General features: G+C 74.4%; 16 protein-coding genes, 1 tRNA gene and 1 pseudogene. 10 read left to right on the top strand and 8 right to left on the bottom strand.

The window, feature by feature from the left end; genetic code table 11:
- Nucleotides 1–382: 382 nt before the first annotated feature.
- Nucleotides 383–1,054 (bottom strand): helix-turn-helix domain-containing protein, encoded by a 672-nt coding sequence (locus tag QQK22_RS02300; protein ID WP_348525450.1) that lies wholly within the window; start codon nucleotides 1,052–1,054, stop codon nucleotides 383–385.
- A gap of 68 nt (nucleotides 1,055–1,122) precedes the next feature.
- Between QQK22_RS02300 and QQK22_RS02305 the strand changes: the two genes are divergently transcribed.
- On the top strand, nucleotides 1,123–1,383 hold the full coding sequence (locus tag QQK22_RS02305) for an FAD-dependent oxidoreductase (RefSeq protein WP_284249103.1): 261 nt from the start codon (nucleotides 1,123–1,125) through the stop codon (nucleotides 1,381–1,383).
- Nucleotides 1,356–2,681: a bifunctional NAD(P)/FAD-dependent oxidoreductase/class I SAM-dependent methyltransferase gene (locus QQK22_RS02310; protein WP_284249104.1), complete on the top strand. Its 1,326-nt coding sequence runs from the start codon at nucleotides 1,356–1,358 to the stop codon at nucleotides 2,679–2,681. Before QQK22_RS02305 ends, QQK22_RS02310 begins: the two co-directional genes overlap by 28 nt.
- A gap of 7 nt (nucleotides 2,682–2,688) precedes the next feature.
- Here QQK22_RS02310 and QQK22_RS02315 read toward each other — a convergent pair whose 3' ends face one another.
- The 4 genes from QQK22_RS02315 to QQK22_RS02330 all read right to left on the bottom strand — a co-directional run bounded on the left by QQK22_RS02315 (nucleotide 2,689) and on the right by QQK22_RS02330 (nucleotide 6,349).
- Nucleotides 2,689–4,515, bottom strand: coding sequence for an ABC-F family ATP-binding cassette domain-containing protein (locus QQK22_RS02315; RefSeq protein WP_284249105.1), 1,827 nt, complete (start codon nucleotides 4,513–4,515; stop codon nucleotides 2,689–2,691).
- Between the two features lie 28 nt (nucleotides 4,516–4,543).
- Nucleotides 4,544–5,143, bottom strand: coding sequence for a gamma carbonic anhydrase family protein (locus tag QQK22_RS02320; RefSeq protein WP_348525452.1), 600 nt, complete (start codon nucleotides 5,141–5,143; stop codon nucleotides 4,544–4,546).
- Nucleotides 5,140–5,691: a MarR family winged helix-turn-helix transcriptional regulator gene (locus QQK22_RS02325; RefSeq protein ID WP_284249106.1), complete on the bottom strand. Its 552-nt coding sequence runs from the start codon at nucleotides 5,689–5,691 to the stop codon at nucleotides 5,140–5,142. The genes QQK22_RS02320 and QQK22_RS02325 overlap by 4 nt, the downstream gene beginning before the upstream one ends.
- Nucleotides 5,692–5,752: 61 nt before the next feature.
- Nucleotides 5,753–6,349, bottom strand: a complete 597-nt coding sequence (locus tag QQK22_RS02330) for a TetR/AcrR family transcriptional regulator (RefSeq protein WP_284252497.1) — start codon at nucleotides 6,347–6,349, stop codon at nucleotides 5,753–5,755.
- Between the two features lie 211 nt (nucleotides 6,350–6,560).
- On the opposite strand from QQK22_RS02330, the gene QQK22_RS02335 reads away from it, so the two are divergent.
- The 3 genes from QQK22_RS02335 (at nucleotide 6,561) to QQK22_RS02345 (ending at nucleotide 9,300) form a co-directional block, all read left to right on the top strand.
- Nucleotides 6,561–6,632, top strand: a tRNA-Gln gene (locus QQK22_RS02335).
- Between the two features lie 96 nt (nucleotides 6,633–6,728).
- Entirely contained in the window at nucleotides 6,729–8,231 is a 1,503-nt protein-coding gene (gene glmU / locus QQK22_RS02340; protein WP_284249107.1) for a bifunctional UDP-N-acetylglucosamine diphosphorylase/glucosamine-1-phosphate N-acetyltransferase GlmU, read from the top strand.
- 88 nt (nucleotides 8,232–8,319) lie between these two features.
- Nucleotides 8,320–9,300 (top strand): ribose-phosphate diphosphokinase, encoded by a 981-nt coding sequence (locus QQK22_RS02345; RefSeq protein ID WP_284249108.1) that lies wholly within the window; start codon nucleotides 8,320–8,322, stop codon nucleotides 9,298–9,300.
- Nucleotides 9,301–9,390: 90 nt separating this feature from the next.
- Here QQK22_RS02345 and QQK22_RS02350 read toward each other — a convergent pair whose 3' ends face one another.
- On the bottom strand, nucleotides 9,391–10,044 hold the full coding sequence (locus QQK22_RS02350) for a CYTH domain-containing protein (protein ID WP_284249109.1): 654 nt from the start codon (nucleotides 10,042–10,044) through the stop codon (nucleotides 9,391–9,393).
- A gap of 227 nt (nucleotides 10,045–10,271) precedes the next feature.
- On the opposite strand from QQK22_RS02350, the gene QQK22_RS02355 reads away from it, so the two are divergent.
- The gene (locus QQK22_RS02355; protein WP_284249110.1) at nucleotides 10,272–10,895 is read left to right on the top strand and encodes a 50S ribosomal protein L25/general stress protein Ctc; all 624 of its coding nucleotides are present in this window, start codon (nucleotides 10,272–10,274) and stop codon (nucleotides 10,893–10,895) included.
- 102 nt (nucleotides 10,896–10,997) lie between these two features.
- Nucleotides 10,998–11,597 carry an aminoacyl-tRNA hydrolase gene (gene pth, locus QQK22_RS02360; protein WP_284249111.1) on the top strand — a complete coding sequence of 200 codons (600 nt, stop codon included), beginning with the start codon at nucleotides 10,998–11,000 and terminating at the stop codon, nucleotides 11,595–11,597.
- A 22-nt stretch (nucleotides 11,598–11,619) separates the two neighbouring features.
- On the opposite strand, the gene QQK22_RS02365 is transcribed toward pth, so the two are convergent.
- Nucleotides 11,620–12,525, bottom strand: a complete 906-nt coding sequence (locus QQK22_RS02365; protein WP_284249112.1) for a LysR family transcriptional regulator — start codon at nucleotides 12,523–12,525, stop codon at nucleotides 11,620–11,622.
- Nucleotides 12,526–12,594: 69 nt separating this feature from the next.
- On the opposite strand from QQK22_RS02365, the gene QQK22_RS02370 reads away from it, so the two are divergent.
- From QQK22_RS02370 to mfd, 3 genes and pseudogenes are all read left to right on the top strand, one after another.
- Complete coding sequence (locus QQK22_RS02370; RefSeq protein ID WP_284249113.1) at nucleotides 12,595–13,758, top strand: TDT family transporter; 1,164 nt, start codon at nucleotides 12,595–12,597, stop codon at nucleotides 13,756–13,758.
- Nucleotides 13,755–14,282, top strand: coding sequence for a uracil-DNA glycosylase family protein (locus QQK22_RS02375; protein WP_284249114.1), 528 nt, complete (start codon nucleotides 13,755–13,757; stop codon nucleotides 14,280–14,282). The genes QQK22_RS02370 and QQK22_RS02375 overlap by 4 nt, the downstream gene beginning before the upstream one ends.
- Before the next feature lie 244 nt (nucleotides 14,283–14,526).
- Nucleotides 14,527–18,227 (top strand): annotated as a pseudogene (gene mfd / locus QQK22_RS02380) (transcription-repair coupling factor).
- A gap of 7 nt (nucleotides 18,228–18,234) precedes the next feature.
- Here mfd and QQK22_RS02385 read toward each other — a convergent pair.
- A complete protein-coding gene (locus tag QQK22_RS02385) occupies nucleotides 18,235–19,170 on the bottom strand; it encodes a hypothetical protein (RefSeq protein ID WP_284249115.1) in 936 nt (311 codons plus the stop codon).
- Nucleotides 19,171–19,268: the final 98 nt, after the last annotated feature.

Here is a 19,268-nt window from a genome sequence, read left to right on the forward strand (position 1 = left end):
GGGGACACGCCGCGTCCAGCGGGTCCCGACCGCATCTCGACGTCGTGGACGAGGGCAACGCCGTCGTGAGCGAGGGCAACGCCGTCGCGGGCGAGGACTCTGCCGTGGCTGGCGAGGGGCGTGCCGTCGTAGGCGAGAGGTGTGCCGTCGTGGGCGAGGCGTGCCGTCCCGGTCGAGGGCCGCGGCGCCCAAGTCCCTCGCTGTGAGCGGCTGGGTCTCGCGGAGGGCGGCTGAGGTTGCCGTCGTGCGGCGTGTCGCCGCGGACTCGCCGCGGTGCGGTACGACCAGGCCGCACTCAGCCGCTCACAGCGAGGGGTCAGCCGCTCACAGCGAGGGGTCAGCCGCTGTGAGCGAGGGGTCTGCCGTCGGATCACGCGCGTGCTCAGCCGTCCGACGCCGCTCCGCCCGACGCCGCACCACCCGACGCCGCTCCGCCCGACGCCGCACCACCCGACGCCGCTCCGCCCGACGCCGCTCCGGCCGACGCCCCACGCCGCGACGGCGCCGCGCGGGTGTGGATGCGCTCGCCGTCGGCGTTGAAGATCGCGACCAGGACGCACGGCTCGTCCCCGTGGCAGCTGAGCGCGTGCGGGGTGCGGGTGTCGAACTCGGCCGCCTCGCCGGGCTCGAGCACCAGGTCGTGCTCGGCCAGCCGCAGCCGCAGCCGGCCGCTGATGACGTACAGCCACTCGTAGCCGTCGTGCGTGCGCTGCCGCGGCAGCTCGCCACCGGGGTCGTAGGTGATGCGCACCGTCTGCACGGGCGAGCCCTCGGGCGCGAGCGGGACCATCGTGATGCCGCGGTGGGTCTGCGGCCGGCGGCGCACCCGCGGGTCGGGGACGGCGGGCGGTACCAGCTCGTCCAGACCCAGCCGCAGCTCGCGCGCGAGCGGCAGCAGGAGCTCGAGGTTCGCCTGGCGCTTCCCGCTCTCCAGGCGCGACAGCGTGCTCGGCGAGACGCCGGCGCGCTCGGCCAGCGTCTCGAGCGTGAGCCCGGCACGCCGTCGCGCGGACCGCAGCCGGGGTCCGATCTCGTCGATGCGCGGGTCGGCCATCAGGCCCTCCTTGCCGATAGTGCAAGAACGTTTGCCATGGCGCCAGTCTGCCACGCAGGCTGGGTGCCATGAGCGAGAACCGTGCAGACATCTGGGACGTCATCGTGATCGGCGGCGGTGCCGCGGGCCTGAGCGGGGCGCTGACCCTCGCGCGGGCGCAGCGCCGCACCCTCGTGCTCGACGGCGGTCGGCCGCGCAACGCCGTCGCCGAGCACATGCACGGCGTGCTCGGCCACGACGGGCTGCCGCCGCTCGAGCTCCTGCGCCGCGGCCGCGCCGAGGTCGAGAGCTACGGGGAGTGGTGCGCGCCGCCGTCGTCACCGACCTGACCGCACGTGACTCCGACGGCCTCCACACCCTCACGACGGCGGAGGGCGAGACCCTGCGTGCGCGCAGCGTCCTGGTCACCACCGGCCTGGTGGACGAGCTGCCCGACGTCCCCGGCCTGGCGGAGCGCTGGGGCCGGGACGCGGTCGGATGCCCATACTGCCACGGTGCCGAGGTCGCCGGTCGCGCCCTGGGCGTCGTCGCGAGCGGGCCGTGGGGTCTGCACCACGCCACGCTGATCCGGCAGTGGAGCGAGGACGTCACGTTCTTCAGCCACCTCGCGGGTGAGGTCGACGCCGAGACGCTGGACGGTTTCGTGGCCCGCGGCGTCCGCGTCGTGACGGACCCGGTCGAGCGCCTGGAGGTGACCGACGACGCCGTGACGGGGGTGGTGGCCGGGGGCGTGACGTACTCGGTCGAGTTCCTCTTCACCGGCGCCACCTTCCGCGCGCAGGACGAGCTCCTGCGTCGGCTCGGTGTAGAGATGGACGACGGGCCGATGGGCCCGGTCGCCGCCGTCACGACGGGCCGCACCAGCGTGCCGGGTGTCTACGCCGCCGGGAACGTCACCAACGTCGGCGCGTCGGTGCCGATCGTGACGGGTGAGGCCGTCGCCGCGGCCGCGATGCTCAACGCCGACCTGGTGCAGGTCGACGTCGCGGCCGCACGCGCCGCCCGACGGGCCCGGACGCGTCACGAGCGCTGGGAGGAGATCTACGGTCCGGGCCAGGAGCCGCGCTGGAGCGGCCGCCCGAACGTCTCGCTGGCCGCGGTCGCCGCCGACTGGGAGCCCGGCACCGTGCTGGACCTCGGGTGCGGCGAGGGTGGCGACGCGCTGTGGTTCGCCGAGCGCGGGTGGCGCGTCACCGCCGTCGACGTCTCGACGACGGCGCTCGCCCGGGCACGCGTCGCGGCGGAGCGGCGCGGCCTCGCCCCCGACGCGGTGACCTTCGTGGAGGCCGATCTCGTCACCTGGCGCGCACCCGAGCGTTACGACCTCGTCAGCGCGCAGTTCCTCCAGGACACCGAGGACTTCGGGCGTGACGACGTGCTGCGGCGCGCGGCCGGCGCGGTGGCGCGGGGCGGCCGCCTGGTGGTGGTCGCGCACGGCAGCGTGCCCGACTGGGGCCACGCCCACGATGACCTGCCGACGCCCGCGAGCGAGCTCGCGGCGGCCGGACTGCCCGACCACGGCTGGTTGGTCGAGGAGTCCGGGACGCGCCCGCGCATCGTCACCGGCCCGGACGGGCAGGAGGCCGAGATCCTCGACACCGTGCTGGTGGCGCGCCGGCTCGGGTGAGAGGCGGTCAGTCGGAGGCGAGCTCCATCCAGCGCTCCTCGAGCTCGGTCACCTCGGCCTCGATCTCGCGGAGCTGGCCCGCGAGCTTCTCCAGGCCGGGGTAGTCCGACGGGTCGTGCTCGGCCATCGTGACGTGCAGCTTCGCCGCGTCGGCCGACCGCTTCTCCATCCGGCGCTCGAGCGAGGCGAGCTCCTTGCGGGCCGCGTGGCGCTCGGCGCCCGAGGCGGCGGGCGCGGCGGGCGCGGCAGCCGGACCGGTCGAGCCGGCCGAGGTGGACGCCGCCCGCCCCGCCGTCGGAGCGGGCGCCCCCACGCCGGCCGCCCGCAGCGCGAGGTACTCCTCGACCCCGCCGGGCAGGTGGCGCAGCGTCCCGCCGTCCGTCCCGGGAAGCACCGCGTACTGGTCGTCGGTGACGCGCTCGAGCAGGTAGCGGTCGTGCGAGACGACGAGCAGGGTGCCGGGCCAGCCGTCGAGGAGGTCCTCCATCGCGGCGAGCATGTCGGTGTCCATGTCGTTGGTCGGCTCGTCGAGCACCAGCACGTTCGGTTCGCCCAGGAGCACCAGCACGAGCTGCAGCCGCCGCTTCTGCCCGCCCGAGAGGTCCTTCACCGGGGTGGCCAGGTGGGCGGAGGTGAAGCCGAGCCGCTCGAGGATCTGCCCCGGGGTGAGCTCGTCGCCCGACGCGGACGTGAACGCCACCCGGTAGGGCGCGATGACGTCGGTGATGCGCTGGTTCGCGACGTCGGTCAGCTCGTGCAGGTCCTGCGACAGCCACGCCGCCTTCACGGTCTTCCCGCGCTTGACCCGCCCGGACGTCGGCTCCAGGTCGCCGGTCACGAGGCCGAGCAGCGTGGACTTCCCGGCCCCGTTCCCGCCGAGGATCCCGACCCGGTCGCCCGGGCCGAGGTGCCAGGTGATGTCGCGCAGCACGTCGTGACCGCCGTCGTAGGCCACGCCCGCCGCGTCCAGCTCGACGACGTCGCGCCCCAGCCGGGACGTCGCCATCCGCGTGAGGGCCACGGTGTCGCGCACGGGCGGCTCGTCGGCGATGAGGGCGTTGGCCGCGTCGATGCGGAACTTGGGCTTGGAGGTGCGGGCCGGGGCGCCGCGCCGCAGCCACGCCAGCTCCTTCTTCATGAGGTTCGCGCGCTTGGCCGCGATCGCGGAGGCCTGCCGGTCGCGCTCGACGCGCGCGAGCACGTAGGCGGCGTACCCGCCCTCGAACGGTTCGACGACGCCGTCGTGCACCTCCCACGTCGTCGTCGTGACCTCGTCGAGGAACCACCGGTCGTGCGTCACGACGGCGAACGCACCCTGCCCGCCCGCGAACCGGGCCCGCAGGTGCTCGGCGAGCCACGTCACGCCCTCGACGTCGAGGTGGTTGGTGGGTTCGTCGAGCAGCAGCACGTCGAGGTCGCGCACGAGGAGGGCGGCGAGCGCGGTCCGACGGCGCTGCCCGCCCGAGAGCGAGGCGATGGGGGAGTCCCAGGGCACGTCCGTGACGAGGCCGGAGATGACGTCGCGGATGCGCGGGTCGCGCGCCCACTCGTGCTCCTCCGCGTCCCCGACGATCGCGTGGCCAACGGTCTCGTCCGGGAGCAGGGCGTCGGTCTGGTCGAGCATGCCGACGGTGACGCCGCGGCGGACGGTGACGCGCCCGGAGTCGGGTTCGGTCCGGCCGGCGAGCAGCCTCATGAGGGAGGACTTGCCGTCGCCGTTGCGGCCGACGAGGCCGACGCGGTCGCCGTCGGCCAGGCCGAGCGAGACGCCGTCGAGCACGATGCGGTTGGGGAACTTCAGGCGCAGCTGTTCGGCGCCGAGGAGGTGAGCCATGAGGGCTCCAGCCTATCGGCGGGGCCGATCAGTCCCCGAGCGCGCGCCGGTGCTGCGCGGCCAGGTCGAGGTAGTGCGCGGCGTTGCGCACGAGGTGGGCGCGCTCGGCGTCGGTCAGGTCGCGGACCACGCGCGCTGGCACCCCGGCCGCCAGCACGCCCGGCGGGATCACCGTTCCGGGCGTCACGAGCGCGCCGGCCGCGATCATCGCGCCCGCACCCACGACCGCCCCGGACATGACGGTCGCGCTCATCCCGACCAGCGCGCAGTCGCCGATCTCGCAGCCGTGCAGCACCGCGCGGTGCCCCACGGACACGTCCTCGCCCACCACGGTGGGATGGTCGTCGTCGACGTGGACGACGACGCCGTCCTGCAGGTTGGTCCGCGCGCCCACCGTGATCGGGGCGCAGTCGCCGCGCAGGACCGTGCCGTACCAGAGGCTCGCGTCCGGGCCGAGCGTGACGGCCCCGGCGACGACGGCACCGGGCGCGAGCCACGCGGTCGGGTCGAGCGACGGGGACGCGTCGTCGAGGGCGAGGACCAGTGCCGGCGACGGCGTGGGTGCGGTCGCGAGGGGCGGCTGCAGGGACGGGGTCGGCGGGGTTGACGGAGTCGGCGGTGTGGTCACTCGGACTCCTCGGCGATGTCGGGCACGGGCGTGCCGGCGAACGGTTCGAGCATGGTGCGCAGGAGCGCGGCCAGCTGGTGCGCGCCGCCGGTCGCGAGCGCGTCCAGCAGCGCGCGCTCGCGCGCGACGAGGTCGGTGACGGCGGCGTCGACGGCGGCCGACCCCGCCTCCGTGAGGCGCACCAGCACGATGCGCCGGTCGCCCGGTGATCCGCGGCGGGCGACGAGCCCCCGCTCGACCAGGCGGTCGATGCGGTTCGTCATCGTGCCCGAGGAGACCCGCGTCTCGGTCACCAGGCGGCCGGGGGTGAGCTCGTAGGGGTCACCGGCGCGGCGCAGCGCGGCCAGCACGTCGAACTGCCAGACGGCGAGGCCGTGCTCGGCGAACGCGTCGCGCCGGACGTCCTGGATGTGCCGGGCGAGGCGGTGCAGGCGCGAGAAGACGTGCATGGGTTCGACGTCGAGGGTCGGCAGCTCCTCGCTCCACGCGCGGACGATGCGGTCGACCTCGTCCTGCGGCGTGAGGGGAGCCGGCCCCGGGGAGCTCATGCAGGCGAGCCTAACTTCTCGACGTCGAGATTCTCGACGGCGGCGCGATCTCCGCGATGACTCAGCGGTCGCGCAGCGACGGCCCGGCCTGCAGCTGACCCAGGCCGTTCCACGCGAGGTTCACCAGGTGCGCCGCGACCTCGCGCTTGTCGGGGGAGCGCGCCTCGAGCCACCACTGACCCGTCAGCGCGATCATCCCGACGAGCATCTGTGCGTACATCGGCGCCGACGTGGTCGACAGGCCCCGCGAGGCGAACTGGTCGGCCAGCAGGTGCTCCACCTGCGTCGCGACGTCGCCGATCAGCGACGAGAACGTCCCCGTCGCCTGCGCCACGGGGGAGTCGCGCACGAGGATCCGGAAGCCGTCGGTGTTCGACTCGATGTAGTCCAGCAGCGCCAGCGCCGCCGACTCCACGATCACCTTGGGGTGCCGGGTCGGGGCGAGCGCGGTGGTCAGCACCGAGGTGAGGCGCTCGACCTCGCGGTCGACGATGACCGCGTACATGCCCTCCTTGCCGCCGAAGTGCTCGTAGACCACGGGCTTGGAGACGTCCGCCCGCGCCGCGATCTCCTCGACGCTCGTGGCCTGGAAGCCGCGCTCGGCGAACAGCGCGCGCCCGACGTCGAGCAGCTGCTCGCGCCGCTCGCGCGCCGTCATGCGGGAGCGCGCGGCGCGTCGGGGTCGCGGCCGGAGCCCGGCCGCTGCCGGGTCGAGCTCGGGGTCGGGTGCGATCTCCACGCCTCCATCATGCCGCGCACCACCGACGGCACGTGCGCCACCGCTCCGCGTCGTGGACGGGTGACCGGTGGGGCGCGAGGGCCGATGCGGCACAATCGAGGGTGCGACCGCGCCCGCGCGCCGGCCGTGGTCCGCCCTGGTGTAACGGCAGCACGCCGGCCTTTGGTGCCGTGCAGTCCGGGTTCGAATCCTGGGGGCGGAGCCGGGGCCCGTCGGTCCCGGACGTGGTCCTCGCCCACCCGCGCCCGGCGCTAGAGTGGGCCCGCCCGCCTGCCGTCCTCCAGGGGAGACTCCGCTCGTGACCCACCCGAGCCCCGCCGCCGTCATCGTGCTCGCTGCCGGCGAAGGCACCCGGATGAGGTCGGCCACCCCCAAGGTCCTGCACGCCATCGGCGGCCGCAGCCTGCTGGGGCACGTGCTCGCCTCCGCCCGCGCGCTGCAGCCGCAGCGCCTCGCCGTCGTGGTCCGTCACGAGCGCGACGCCGTGAGCGCCCACGCCCTCCAGATCGACCCGGGCGTCGTCGTCGCGGATCAGGACGAGATCAAGGGCACGGGCCGTGCTGCCTGGAACGGCCTGGAGGCCCTGGACGCCGCGGCCGAGCCGGAGGTGAGCGGCGCCGTCGTCGTCCTCGCCGGTGACGTGCCGCTGCTCGACGCGGGGACGCTGGCCGAGATGCTCGCCGCGCACGACGCGGACGGCAACGCCGTCACGGTCCTGACCACCCGCGTGCCCGACCCGGCGGGCTACGGCCGCATCGTGCGCGACGCCGACGGTTCCGTGCTGCGCATCGTCGAGGACCGCGACGCCTCGGACGACGAGCGCGCCATCGACGAGATCAACACCTCGGTCTACGCCTTCGACGTCGCCGTGCTGCGCGACGCGCTGGTCCAGCTCCAGGACCCGGCCGCCGGTGCGACGGCGAACGCGCAGGGCGAGGTCTACCTCACCGACGTCCTGGCGATCGCCCGGGCCCGCGGTCCCGTCCGCGCCATCGAGACCGACGACCCGATCATCGTCGAGGGTGTCAACGACCGCGTGCAGCTCGCGACCCTCGGCGCGGAGCTGAACCGCCGCACCGTGACCGCGTGGATGCGCGAGGGCGTCACCGTCGTCGACCCCGCCTCGACCTGGATCGACGTCGAGGTGCAGCTCGACCGCGACGTCACGCTCCTGCCCGGCGTGCAGCTGCACGGTGCGACGACGGTCGGCGCCGGCAGCACCATCGGCCCGGACACGACGCTCGACGGCGCGAGCGTCGGCGCCGACGTCAGCGTCGTGCGCAGCCACGTGCTCGGCGCGCGGATCGCCGACGGCGCGACCGTCGGCCCCTACTCCTACCTCCGGCCCGGCACCGACCTCGGCGCGGGTGGCAAGATCGGTGGCTTCGTCGAGACCAAGAACGCGAGCATCGGCGCGGGCGCGAAGGTGCCGCACCTCGCCTACGTCGGCGACGCCGAGATCGGCGACGGCGCGAACGTCGGCGCCGGCGTCATCGTCGCGAACTACGACGGCGAGACCAAGAGCCGCACGCGCGTGGGCGCGGGCGCGTTCGTCGGCAGCGACAGCGTGCTGGTCGCCCCGGTCGAGATCGGCGACGGCGCGTTCGTCGCCGCGGGCTCGACCGTGACGCGCGACGTCGCCCCCGGGGACCTCGCCGTCGAGCGCGGGCAGCTGCGCGCGGTGACCGGGTGGGTGACGCGGCGCCGGCCCGGCTCCCGCTCGGCGCTCGCGGCGCAGGCGGCGCTCGCGACGCAGGGCCGCGAGGCGGACGAGCACGAACCGCAGGACCAGCAGGACTAGCACCACGGCGGTGGCCCGCCGGGTCGCCGCGCAGCAGCACCGATCGACCTCGATCAGCACCATCCGGCACGGCGAAGGGCACCAGGGCATGAGCGGCATCACGACGTACGGCGAGCGACGACTCGTCCTGATCTCGGGCCGTGCGCACCCCGAGCTCGCCGAGCGCGTGGCGGCCGAGCTCGAGGTCGACCTCGTCCCCACCACCGCCTACGACTTCGCCTCCGGCGAGATCTACGTGCGGTTCGCCGAGAGCGTGCGCGGCGCCGACGCGTTCGTGCTGCAGAGCCACACGGCACCCGTGAACCAGTGGGTCATGGAGCACCTGCTCATGGTCGACGCGCTCAAGCGCGCCTCGGTCAAGCAGATCACCGCCGTGATGCCGTTCTACCCCTACGCGCGCCAGGACAAGAAGCACAAGGGCCGCGAGCCCATCTCGGCCCGTCTCATGGCGGACCTGTTCCGCACCGCCGGCGCGAACCGCCTGATGTCGGTCGACCTGCACGCCGCGCAGACGCAGGGCTTCTTCGACGGTCCGGTGGACCACCTGTTCGCGATGCCGACCCTCGTGGACTACGTGCGCACCCGCGTCGACCTGTCCAACGTCGTGGTGGTCTCGCCCGACGCCGGCCGGATCCGCGTGGCCGAGCAGTGGGCCGCGAAGCTCGGCGGCTGCCCGCTCGCGTTCGTGCACAAGACGCGCGACATCACGCGGCCCAACCAGGCCGTCGCCAACCGCGTGGTCGGTGACGTCGCCGGTCGCGACGCCGTGCTGGTGGACGACCTCATCGACACCGGCGGCACGATCGCCGAGGCTGTGCGCGTGCTCAAGGAGAACGGCGCGCGCAACGTCACGATCGTGGCGACGCACGGCGTGCTGTCCGACCCCGCCGCGCGCCGGCTCGCCGAGTGCGGGGCGCAGGAGGTCGTCGTCACCGACACGCTGCCGATCCCGCACGAGAAGCGGTTCGAGAACCTCACCGTGCTCTCGATCGCGCCGCTGCTGGCGCGCGCGATCCGCGAGGTGTTCGACGAGGGCAGCGTCACCTCGCTCTTCGACGGCAACGCCTGACGAGAGCCCTCCCTTCGCGAGAGCTTTCCTGACCCTCCCCGAGAGGTTCCCGACGGCGCAGCCTCGCTCGCTCGCTCGCCCGGCCGCCGGCTAGTCCGGCAGCAGCCGCGCGTTCGTCCCGAAGTCCCCGCGCATCGCCGGACCGGTGGCCGCGAGCTCCGCGAGGTAGGCGGTCGTCCACTCGCCGTAGGGGCGCGAGGCCAGCGACTCGTTGGAGAACCGCAGGTCGTCGGTCAGCTCGGTGACGCAGAACGCGGGGATCTCGAGGTCGGTCACCGGCCCCGAGCGCTCGCACTCCGCGACCACGAGCGGCGCGTTCGGGCCGCCGAACACGTCCACGGACCAGCCGTCGCCACCGGCCCAGACGGAGTAGCGCGTCTTCACCATCGCGGCACCGCCCCGGCGGATCATCTCGACGGCGACGCCCGGGTCCACCTGTCGCTCCGACTCGTAGCGGGTCCCGCCCACCGACGGACCCTTCACCGTCACCGACCCCATCGTGAGCGCGTCCCGGTGCGCCTCGAGGACGTCGAGCGGGGACGAGCCGGCGTCGAGCCCGGCCTCGACGCCGGACCCCTGCGCACGCACCCGCAGCGCGTACCCGGCGTCGGCCAGGTAGTAGGACTGCACGACGAGCGTCGGGGCGTCGCGCAGGTGCGCCGGGAAGTCGGTGACCAGGAAGCGGCGCTCGAACTCGAAGTCCGCCGCGGCCTCGAGGTCCTCGGTCTCGCTGGGGGTGTCCACGGCACCATCCTCGCCCGTCCGGGCGCGGCGAACGGGGGCGACGCGCGAACGTGACCCGGGTCCGTGGATCGGGTAACATCCTCGGGTTGCCTCGGCGAGGGACCTCGGTCCGTGATCGACGCGGCCGGCCCGCTCCCTCAGGGAGCCGCGGCCTGCTGCGCTCGGACGCGGCCACACTCCTCGCCGGCGGCCCGCAACCGTCAGACCCGTCCTCCAGGAGGAACCCCATGGCCGAGGCCATCAACGCCCAGCTCCGCACCGAGTTCGGCAAGGGCGCCGCCCGTCGCGCGCGCCGTGCCAGCCTGATCCCCGCCGTCCTGTACGGCCACGGCACCGACCCGGTGCACCTCTCGCTGCCGTCGCACGAGGTCTTCCTCATCGTCAAGACCACCTCGAACGCCCTGCTCGAGCTGAGCTTCGACGGCGGCTCCGAGCTCGCCCTGGTCAAGGACGTGCAGAAGGACGTCGTCGCCAACGACATCGAGCACATCGACCTGCTGCTGGTCCGCCGCGGCGAGAAGGTCGCCGTCGACGTCTCCGTCGTGACCGAGGGCGAGTCCGCGCCTGGCACGATCCACTCCGTCGACCTGCAGTCGATCGCGATCGAGGCGCTCGCCACCGCGATCCCGGAGCAGATCACCGTCTCCGTCGAGGGCCTGGAGGACGGCACGGTCGTGCGCGTCTCCGACCTCACGCTGCCCGAGGGCGTCACCACCGAGGTCGACCCCGAGACGCCCGTCGTCGTCGTCTCGGTGCCACACCTGGAGGAGGAGCTCCCCGAGGCCGACGAGGACGCCGAGGGCGAGGCCGACGAGGCCGCGGCCGACGACGAGTCCTCCGACGAGGCCTGAGCCTCACCCTCCACATCGCGACGGCGCCCGGGCACCCGCCCGGGCGCCGTCGGCGTCTGACCGGCCCGACCACCACCCCGCCGACCATCTGAGGAGCAACCCGTGAGCAGCGACGTGTGGCTGGTGATCGGTCTGGGCAACCCCGGCCGCACCTACGAGGGCAACCGCCACAACGTCGGAGTCATGGTGCTCGACGTGCTCGCCTCGCGGATGAGCGGCTCCTTCACGCAGCACAAGGCGCGCGCCGCGGTGCTGGACGGCCGTCTCGGGACGCTCCCCGGCGGGGTCCCCGGGCCGCGCGTCATCCTCGCGCGCCCCGCGACGTACATGAACACCTCCGGCGGGCCGGTGGCCGCGCTGATGCAGTTCTACGACGTCGAGCCCGAGAACCTCCTCGTGGTGCACGACGAGCTCGACATCCCCGAGCACCAGCTCCGCCTCAAGCGCGGCGGCGGGGAGGGCGGCCACAACGGCCTGCGCTCGATCAGCTCCGCGATCGGCACGCGCGACTACGCTCGGCTCCGTGTCGGCGTCGGGCGCCCGCCGGGGCGCCAGGACCCCGCCGACTACGTGCTCAGCGACTTCGCGACGGCGCAGCGCGAGGAGCTGGGCGTCACGCTGCAGCTCGCGGCGGACGCGGTGGGCGACGTCGTGACGCAGGGCCTGCTCGCGTCGCAGAACACCTGGAACACCAGGGACTGACCGCGGCCGGGGGCGCGGCGGATCAGGGGCGCTCGCGGGCGACGTCAAGGAACCGCGAGGCCGCGGCAACCGCGCGCCCCGCCCAGACCGCCCGCAGCGGGCGCACGAGCGGCGGTCCGCCCAGCGGCACGCGGAGGAGCGCTCCCGACGCGAGGTCGGACGTGACCGTGCGGATGCTCATCACCGCCGGTGCGATCCCGGCGGCCGCGCTCGCGCGGATGATGCCGGTCGTCTCGAGGACGGCCGCAGGCTCGGCCAGGATCCGCCCGGACCGTGCCAGCCACGCCTCGACGGTGGCGCGTGTCCCGGACCCCTCCTCCCGCACGAGCAGCGGCGTCCCGGCCAGCTCGGCGGCACCGATGCCGGCCGACTCCGCCCACGGGTGTCCGGGCGCGACCACGACCGCCATCTCGTCCTCCGCGACGACGACGCAGGAGAGGTCCGACGCCGCGTCGGTGGTCTCGGTGAAGCCGAGATCGGCCGACCCGGAGCGGACGAGGTCGAGGACGGCGGCCGAGTTGCCCGCGACCAGCCGGACGCCCACGCCCGGCTCCCGGCGCCGGAACTCGAGCAGCCACCCCGGCAGGAGCAGCTCCGCGACGGTCTGAGACGCAGCGACCACGAGCGAGCCTGTGGGCCGGCGCAGCGCCGCCACACCGGCGTCCAGGCGCCGCGACGCCTCCAGCAGCGGTCCCGCCAGGCCGAGGACGAGCCGTCCGGCCTCGGTCGGCACCGAGCCGGTGACGGACCGGTCCACCAGCGGCTGCCCCACCGCGCGCTCGGCGGCGCGGACGCGTGCCGAGACCGCCTGCTGCGTGATCCCCAGCTCCGACGCCGCCCGGGTGAGGGATCCGGTCGCCGCGACGCGGTCGAGCACCTCGAGGGTGTCGAGGTCGAGGACGCGGTCGGTGAGTCGTCGGGAGGTCACAAACAACCATTGTGCCCCCACAGGAGAAGAGCCGTGGCGCCGGGGGTCGGCGGCGCCCACGATGGAGTCATGACCACCGTCCCGACCGCCCCGCCCGCCGTGCGAACCGGCCCGGCGCAGCGACCGCAGCCGCGGCTGTTCCGCGAGCTCGAGCGACCGGCGCACATCGTGTCGAACCTGACCCCGAACTGGTTCGCCTCCGTGATGGGGACCGGCATCGTCGCCGTCGCCGCCGCGTCGCTGCCCCTGCAGCTGCCGGGTCTGCGTGCCGCGGCCACCGTCGTCTGGGCGCTGGCCGCCGCGCTGCTCCTCACCCTGACGGTCGCGACGGCGCTCCACTGGACGCTGTTCCGCGGCACGGCGGCCGGCCACCACCTGCACCCGGTCATCTCGCACTTCTACGGAGCCCCGCCGATGGCGCTCCTCACGGTCGGGGCAGGCGCGCTGCTGCTGGGCAGGGACTGGATCGGGCTGCCCGCCGCCGTGACCGTCGACCTGGTCCTCTGGTCGATCGGCACGATCGGCGGGCTGGTCGCCGCCGTCGCGGTGACCTACCTCGCGTTCACGCGGCACGAGAACGCTCCGGAGTCGGCGTTCGGCGGCTGGCTGATGCCGGTCGTCCCGCCGATGGTGTCCGCCTCGACGGGCGCGCTCCTGCTGCCCCACGCCCCCGAGGGGCAGGTGCGGGAGACGCTGCTGTGGGGCTGCTACGCGCTCGTCGGCCTCAGCCTCGTGGCCTCGCTCGTAGTCATCACCCTGATCTGGAACCGGCTGACCCAGCACAAGATCGGTCCCGCGGGCATGGTCCCCACGCTGTGGATCGTGCTCGGCCCGCTCGGGCAGTCGATCACCGCTCTCAACCTCCTCGCCGCGAACGCGCCCGGCGCGGTCGACGCCGGCACCGCACGCGCCCTGATGGTCCTCGCGCTGGTGTCCGGCTTCGCGATCCTGGGCTTCGCGCTGCTGTGGACCGCCCTGGCCGTCGCGATCACGGCGCGGACCGCGCGCGACGGGCTGCCGTTCAGCCTGACGTGGTGGTCGTTCACCTTTCCCGTGGGGACGTGCGTCACCGGGCTCAACGGGCTCGCGCTGCACTCGGGGCTCACGGTGGTCGCCGGTCTGGCCGTCGTGTTCTTCGTCGGGCTCATCGCGGCCTGGGCCACGGTCGCCGTCCGCACCTTCCACGGGTCGGTGGTCCGCGGCACCCTGCTCGCACCCCCGCGCCCGGCGTGAACGCCGACGAGCACCGGGCGGACGCCCCCGGCCTGGAGGTGCTGGGCGCGCTGGTCGAGCGGTGGCGGACCGGGCCGGGCGGGGTCCGGCGGTTCGTCCCCGGTGTCGACCCCCGCTCCGGGGGGACCGCGAGCCGGGTGCTCGTCCTGATGCAGTCACCCGGCCCCGGGACCGTCGCGGTCGGCGACGACGCGATCTGCAGCGAGGACAACCCGGGTCCGACCGCGGCGGCGTTCCGGGCCGCCCGAGCCGAGTCGGGGTTGCGGCGCTCCGACTACCTGCGGTGGAACCTGATCCCGTGGGCGATCACCGGCGCACCCCGGAGCCAGGACGTCGAGGAGGGGCGGTGGGCGCTCGCCGAGCTCCTGGCGGTGCTGCCGGCCCTCGAGACCGTGGTCACCTACGGCACCGTCGCGCTCGACGGCGTCATGCGCCACCTCACCCTGTCGCCGGACGCGCGGCTGGTCCACGTCGTCGCGGCTCCGCACCCGTCTCCCGCGAACGGACGCCACCGCGCGCAGTAGCACGAGAGGTCCGTGCGCGCGCTCCGGCTCGCGGCCCGCGGCGGGCGCGAGGAGGTCGGGCCGGACGGCGGATGAGCGCGTCGGGCAGGAGCGCCCGGGAAAGCCCGACCGACCGCCCGACCGCGGCGATGTCGGTGGCGGTCCGTAGACTCGTCCAGGTCGCCGTGTCGCCCGTCCGAGCCCCGCTCGGGCCGCGTGCCGCGGGCCCGTCGTGCTGCCCGCACGCCCCGATGAGGAAGTGTTGATGAAGCTCACCGCCACCCTGCCGATCCTCGCCGAGGACCCCGCCGTCCCCGCCGCGCTGCTCGCCGTCGGCGCCGGGGGAGATCTCGAGATCGTGGCGCCGGCGGGCGCGCGCGCACCGCTGCTCGCCACCCTGCGGGAGGCCGAGCGCGCGGGTGGTCGCTCGCGCCCACTCGTCGTCGTGACGGCGACCGGCCGGGACGCCGACGAGCTCGCCGGCGCCCTGCGCGCCTTCCTCCCGACCGACGACGTCGCGGTGCTCCCCGCCTGGGAGACGCTCCCGCACGAGCGCCTCAGCCCGCGCAGCGACACCGTCGCCCGCCGCCTCGCGGTCCTGCGGCGCCTGGCGCACCCCGAGGTCGGCAACGCGCCCGCCACCACCTCGGACGGCGCCTCCGCCGACGACCTGACCGGCGCCGCGCGCGCCCAGGCCGGCCCGATCCGCGTCCTCGTGGTCCCGGTGCGCGCCCTGCTGCAGCCCGTCGTGGAGGGCCTCGGCGACCTCGAGCCCGTCAGCGCCCGCGCGGGCGAGACGCGGGGCATGGAGGACCTCGTCGAGGCGCTGACGGCCGCGGCATACACGCGTGTGGACATGGTCGAGAAGCGCGGCGACTTCGCCGTGCGCGGTGGGATCCTCGACGTCTTCCCGCCCACCGAGGACCACCCGCTCCGCCTCGACTTCTGGGGGAGGAGATCGAGGAGATCCGCTGGTTCGCCGTCGCCGACCAGCGCAGCCTCGAGATCGCGCCCGACGGGCTCTGGGCGCCGCCGTGCCGCGAGCTCCTCCTCACGCCACAGGTGCGCGAGCGCGCGCTCGAGCTGCGCGACGCGCTCCCGGGTGCCACCGACATGCTCGAGAAGATGGCCGAGGGCATCGCCGTGGAGGGCATGGAGTCCCTCACCCCCGCGCTCGTGGACCGCATGGTGCCGATCCTCGAGCTGGTCGACGCCGACTCGCTCCTCGTGCTGGCCGACCCCGAGCGCATCCGCCGTCGGGCCCACGACCTCGTCTCCACGACGCAGGAGTTCCTCGCCGCCGCGTGGACCTCGGCCGCCGCGGGCGGGTCGGTCCCGCTCGACCTCTCGGCCGCGAGCTTCGCCTCGATCGAGGACGCGCGCGACGTCGCCGCGCGCCGCGGCCTCGGCTGGTGGAGCCTCACGCACTTCGGGGCCGACGCCGAGCTCGCCGCCTCCGACCTCGACGCCCCCGAGGGCCTGGCGGAGGATCGCGACGGCGCACGCGCCTCGGACGACGACGTCACCACGCTGCGCCTGGGCGCGCGCGACGTCGAGGGCTACCGCGGCGACGTCGAGCGCGCCATCGCCGACCTGGCCGATCTCACGCGGCAGGGCTGGCGCCTCGTGCTCGTCACCGAGGGCGCCGGGCCGGCGCGCCGGCTGTCGGAGCAGCTCGCGGGCGCGGGCGTCCCCTCGCGCCTGGTGGCGGATGTCGACGGCGAGGTCGAGCCCGGCGTCGTGCACGTCACCACCGCCGTCATCGGTCGCGGCTACGTCGCCGAGCCGGCGCGGTTCGCGATCTTCACCGAGTCCGATCTCACCGGCCGCGCGGGCGCCAGCACGCGCGACGTGCGCAAGCTGGCGCCGCGCCGTCGCAACGTCGTCGACCCGCTGGCGCTGCGCGCGGGCGACTTCGTGGTCCACGAGCAGCACGGCGTCGGGCGCTTCATCGAGCTGGTGCAGCGCGCCGTGGGCGGGGCGAAGAGCGCCACCACGCGCGAGTACCTGGTAATCGAGTACGCGAGCAGCAAGCGGGGCCAGCCCGGCGACCGGCTCTTCGTGCCCACTGACGCCCTCGACCAGGTGACGAGGTACACCGGGGGCGAGTCGCCGTCGCTGTCCAAGATGGGCGGGAGCGACTGGGCCGCGACCAAGACCCGGGCTCGCAAGGCCGTCAAGGAGATCGCCGGCGAGCTCGTGCGCCTGTACTCGGCGCGCATGGCCACGCAGGGCCACGCGTTCGGCCCGGACACGCCGTGGCAGCGCGAGCTGGAGGACGCGTTCGCCTACATCGAGACGCCCGACCAGCTCGTCACGATCGACGAGGTCAAGGCCGACATGGAGAAGACGGTCCCGATGGACCGCCTCATCTGCGGCGACGTCGGCTACGGCAAGACCGAGGTCGCCGTGCGGGCAGCCTTCAAGGCCGTGCAGGACGGCAAGCAGGTCGCCGTTCTCGTGCCGACCACGCTGCTCGTGCAGCAGCACCTGCAGACCTTCACCGAGCGCTACGCCGGCTTCCCCGTGACCGTCGCCGGGCTCTCGCGGTTCCAGACGACGGCGGAGGCGAAGGCCGTGCGCGAGGGCGTGAGCGAGGGGAAGGTCGACATCGTCATCGGCACCCACCGCCTCATCACCGGCGAGGTGCGCTTCAAGGACCTCGGCCTCGTCATCATCGACGAGGAGCAGCGTTTCGGCGTCGAGCACAAGGAGACGCTCAAGCAGCTGCGCACGAACGTCGACGTGCTCGCGATGAGCGCCACGCCGATCCCGCGCACGCTCGAGATGGCCGTCACCGGTATCCGCGAGATGTCGACGCTCGCGACCCCGCCGGAGGAGCGCCACCCGGTGCTGACCTTCGTGGGGCCGTACGAGGACAAGCAGATCACCGCCGCGATCCGGCGCGAGCTGCTGCGCGAGGGTCAGGTCTTCTACGTGCACAACCGCGTCGAGTCGATCGAGCGGACCGCGGCGCACCTGGCGGAGCTGGTCCCGGAGGCGCGCATCGCCGTCGCGCACGGGAAGATGAACGAGGCCCAGCTCGAGCAGGTGATCCTCGACTTCTGGGAGAAGCGCTCCGACGTGCTCGTGTCCACCACGATCGTCGAGACGGGCCTGGACATCTCCAACGCCAACACGCTCATCCTCGAGCGGGCCGACGTGCTCGGCCTCAGCCAGCTGCACCAGCTGCGCGGGCGCGTGGGCCGCGGCCGAGAGCGGGCCTACGCCTACATGCTGTACCCGCCGGAGAAGCCGCTGACCGAGACGGCGCACGACCGGCTCGCGACCCTCGCCGCCAACACCGACCTCGGCGCCGGCATGCGCGTGGCGCTGAAGGACCTGGAGATCCGCGGGGCGGGCAACCTGCTCGGCGGCGAGCAGTCCGGCCACATCGCGGGCGTCGGGTTCGACCTCTACATCCGCATGGTCTCCGAGGCGGTCATGCGCTACCGCGGCGAGGAGGTCGAGGAGCTCGCCGACGTCACCATCGAGCTGCCGATCGACGCGCACATCCCGCACTCGTACGTGCCGCACGAGCGGCTCCGGCTCGAGGCGTACACGAAGATCGCCGCGGCGGCGGGGCCCGACGACGTCGCGGCGGTCCGCGAGGAGCTCACCGACCGCTACGGTCCGGTCCCCGAGAGCGTGGCGCTGCTCTTCCGCGTCGCGGAGCTGCGCACGCTCGCGCGCTCGGTCGGGGTGACGGCCGTGACGATCCAGGGCCAGTTCATCCGGTTCGCCCCGGTCGACCTCCTCGACTCGGCGCAGCTGCGGCTCAAGCGGCTCCACCCGCGCGCGATCCTCAAGCCCGCGATCCGCACGATCCTCGTGCCCGCGCCCATGACGGCGCGCATCGGGGGAGAGGTGCAGCGCGACGGCGCCCTCATCGACTGGGTGACCGGGGTGCTCAAGGGGGTCGTGGGGTCGGACGTGGGGGCGGCGGCCGCGGCCGTGTCGTCGTGAGGCGCGGCTAGGGGGCCTCGAAGGGCCGCAGGGCCGGTGTGACGTCGATGCGGTCGGCCGGGTACCACGGGGCGAGGGCGGAGCGGACGGTCTCGAGCGTGGCGTCGTCGGCCAGCAGGGCGCCGACCGTGAACCGGCCCTCCAGGGCGTCCGGTCCCCAGTGGATGAGGTCCAGGCCGTCGCTCCGCTCCGACAGCGCGTCGGAGGCCGCCACCCCCTCGGCCTGGGTCGGAACGTCCCGCGAGGCGACGCAGAGCCACCCCGCCCAGACCTCGCGCAGGCTGGTGTGCGCGGCCTCGACGTCGCTCCCGTCCGCGAGCACCAGGTTCATCTGGGAGTACCCGTCGGTCACGAACGTGCCGACGTACCCGGGTAGTGCGTCGGCGCGCTCCTGGAGGGCGGACAGTGCCGCTCCTCCCTCCACGCCCAGCGACTCCCCCTCGGGGAAGGTCTCGGTGGGGTAGGCGTTCTCCCGACCGCCCCGGTAGGGGTCGTCGCACAGCGGGTCCGACTGCTCGATCGCCAGGGACTCGGCGCTCGGCGAGAAGCCCGGGGGAGCGTCGGTGAGGACGGGCTCGGTGAGCGTGAACCGTTCGCCGTCGTAGGTGCCCAAGAGCCACCCGCTGCCGAAGGTGACGCCGGCTGCCGTCTCGGCGTCGGCCACGTCCTCCCAGCTCAGCCCCACGAGCTCGGGGCCGCCGCACTGCGGGGGATAGGACTGCTGGACCAAGCCGAAGCAGGCCATCGGAGCGCCGTCGCCCTGCTGGATCAAGGTCGCGGGAGCGGCGTAGACGATGTCGGCCGCGGTGTTGGCGGGTGTGGCAGGCGCCGCGGTGAGCGGCTCGGCGGCGGGGGCCGCGCACGCCGCCGCCAGCGCGAGGGCTGCGGTGAGCGGGACGAGCGCGACCGGGCCGAGTCGGCGTCGGGTGTGGGCGATCGTCATGGGGGCTCCTTCGTCGGCGCGGTCGGGCGACCGTCGTGCTGTCTGTGTCGATCGGGGGCGGGACCTTGCAGGCCCCGGCGCCCCGGCGCCCCGCCTCG

The organism is Litorihabitans aurantiacus (genome assembly GCF_030161595.1).
GTDB classification, from domain to species: Bacteria; Actinomycetota; Actinomycetes; order Actinomycetales; family Beutenbergiaceae; genus Litorihabitans; species Litorihabitans aurantiacus.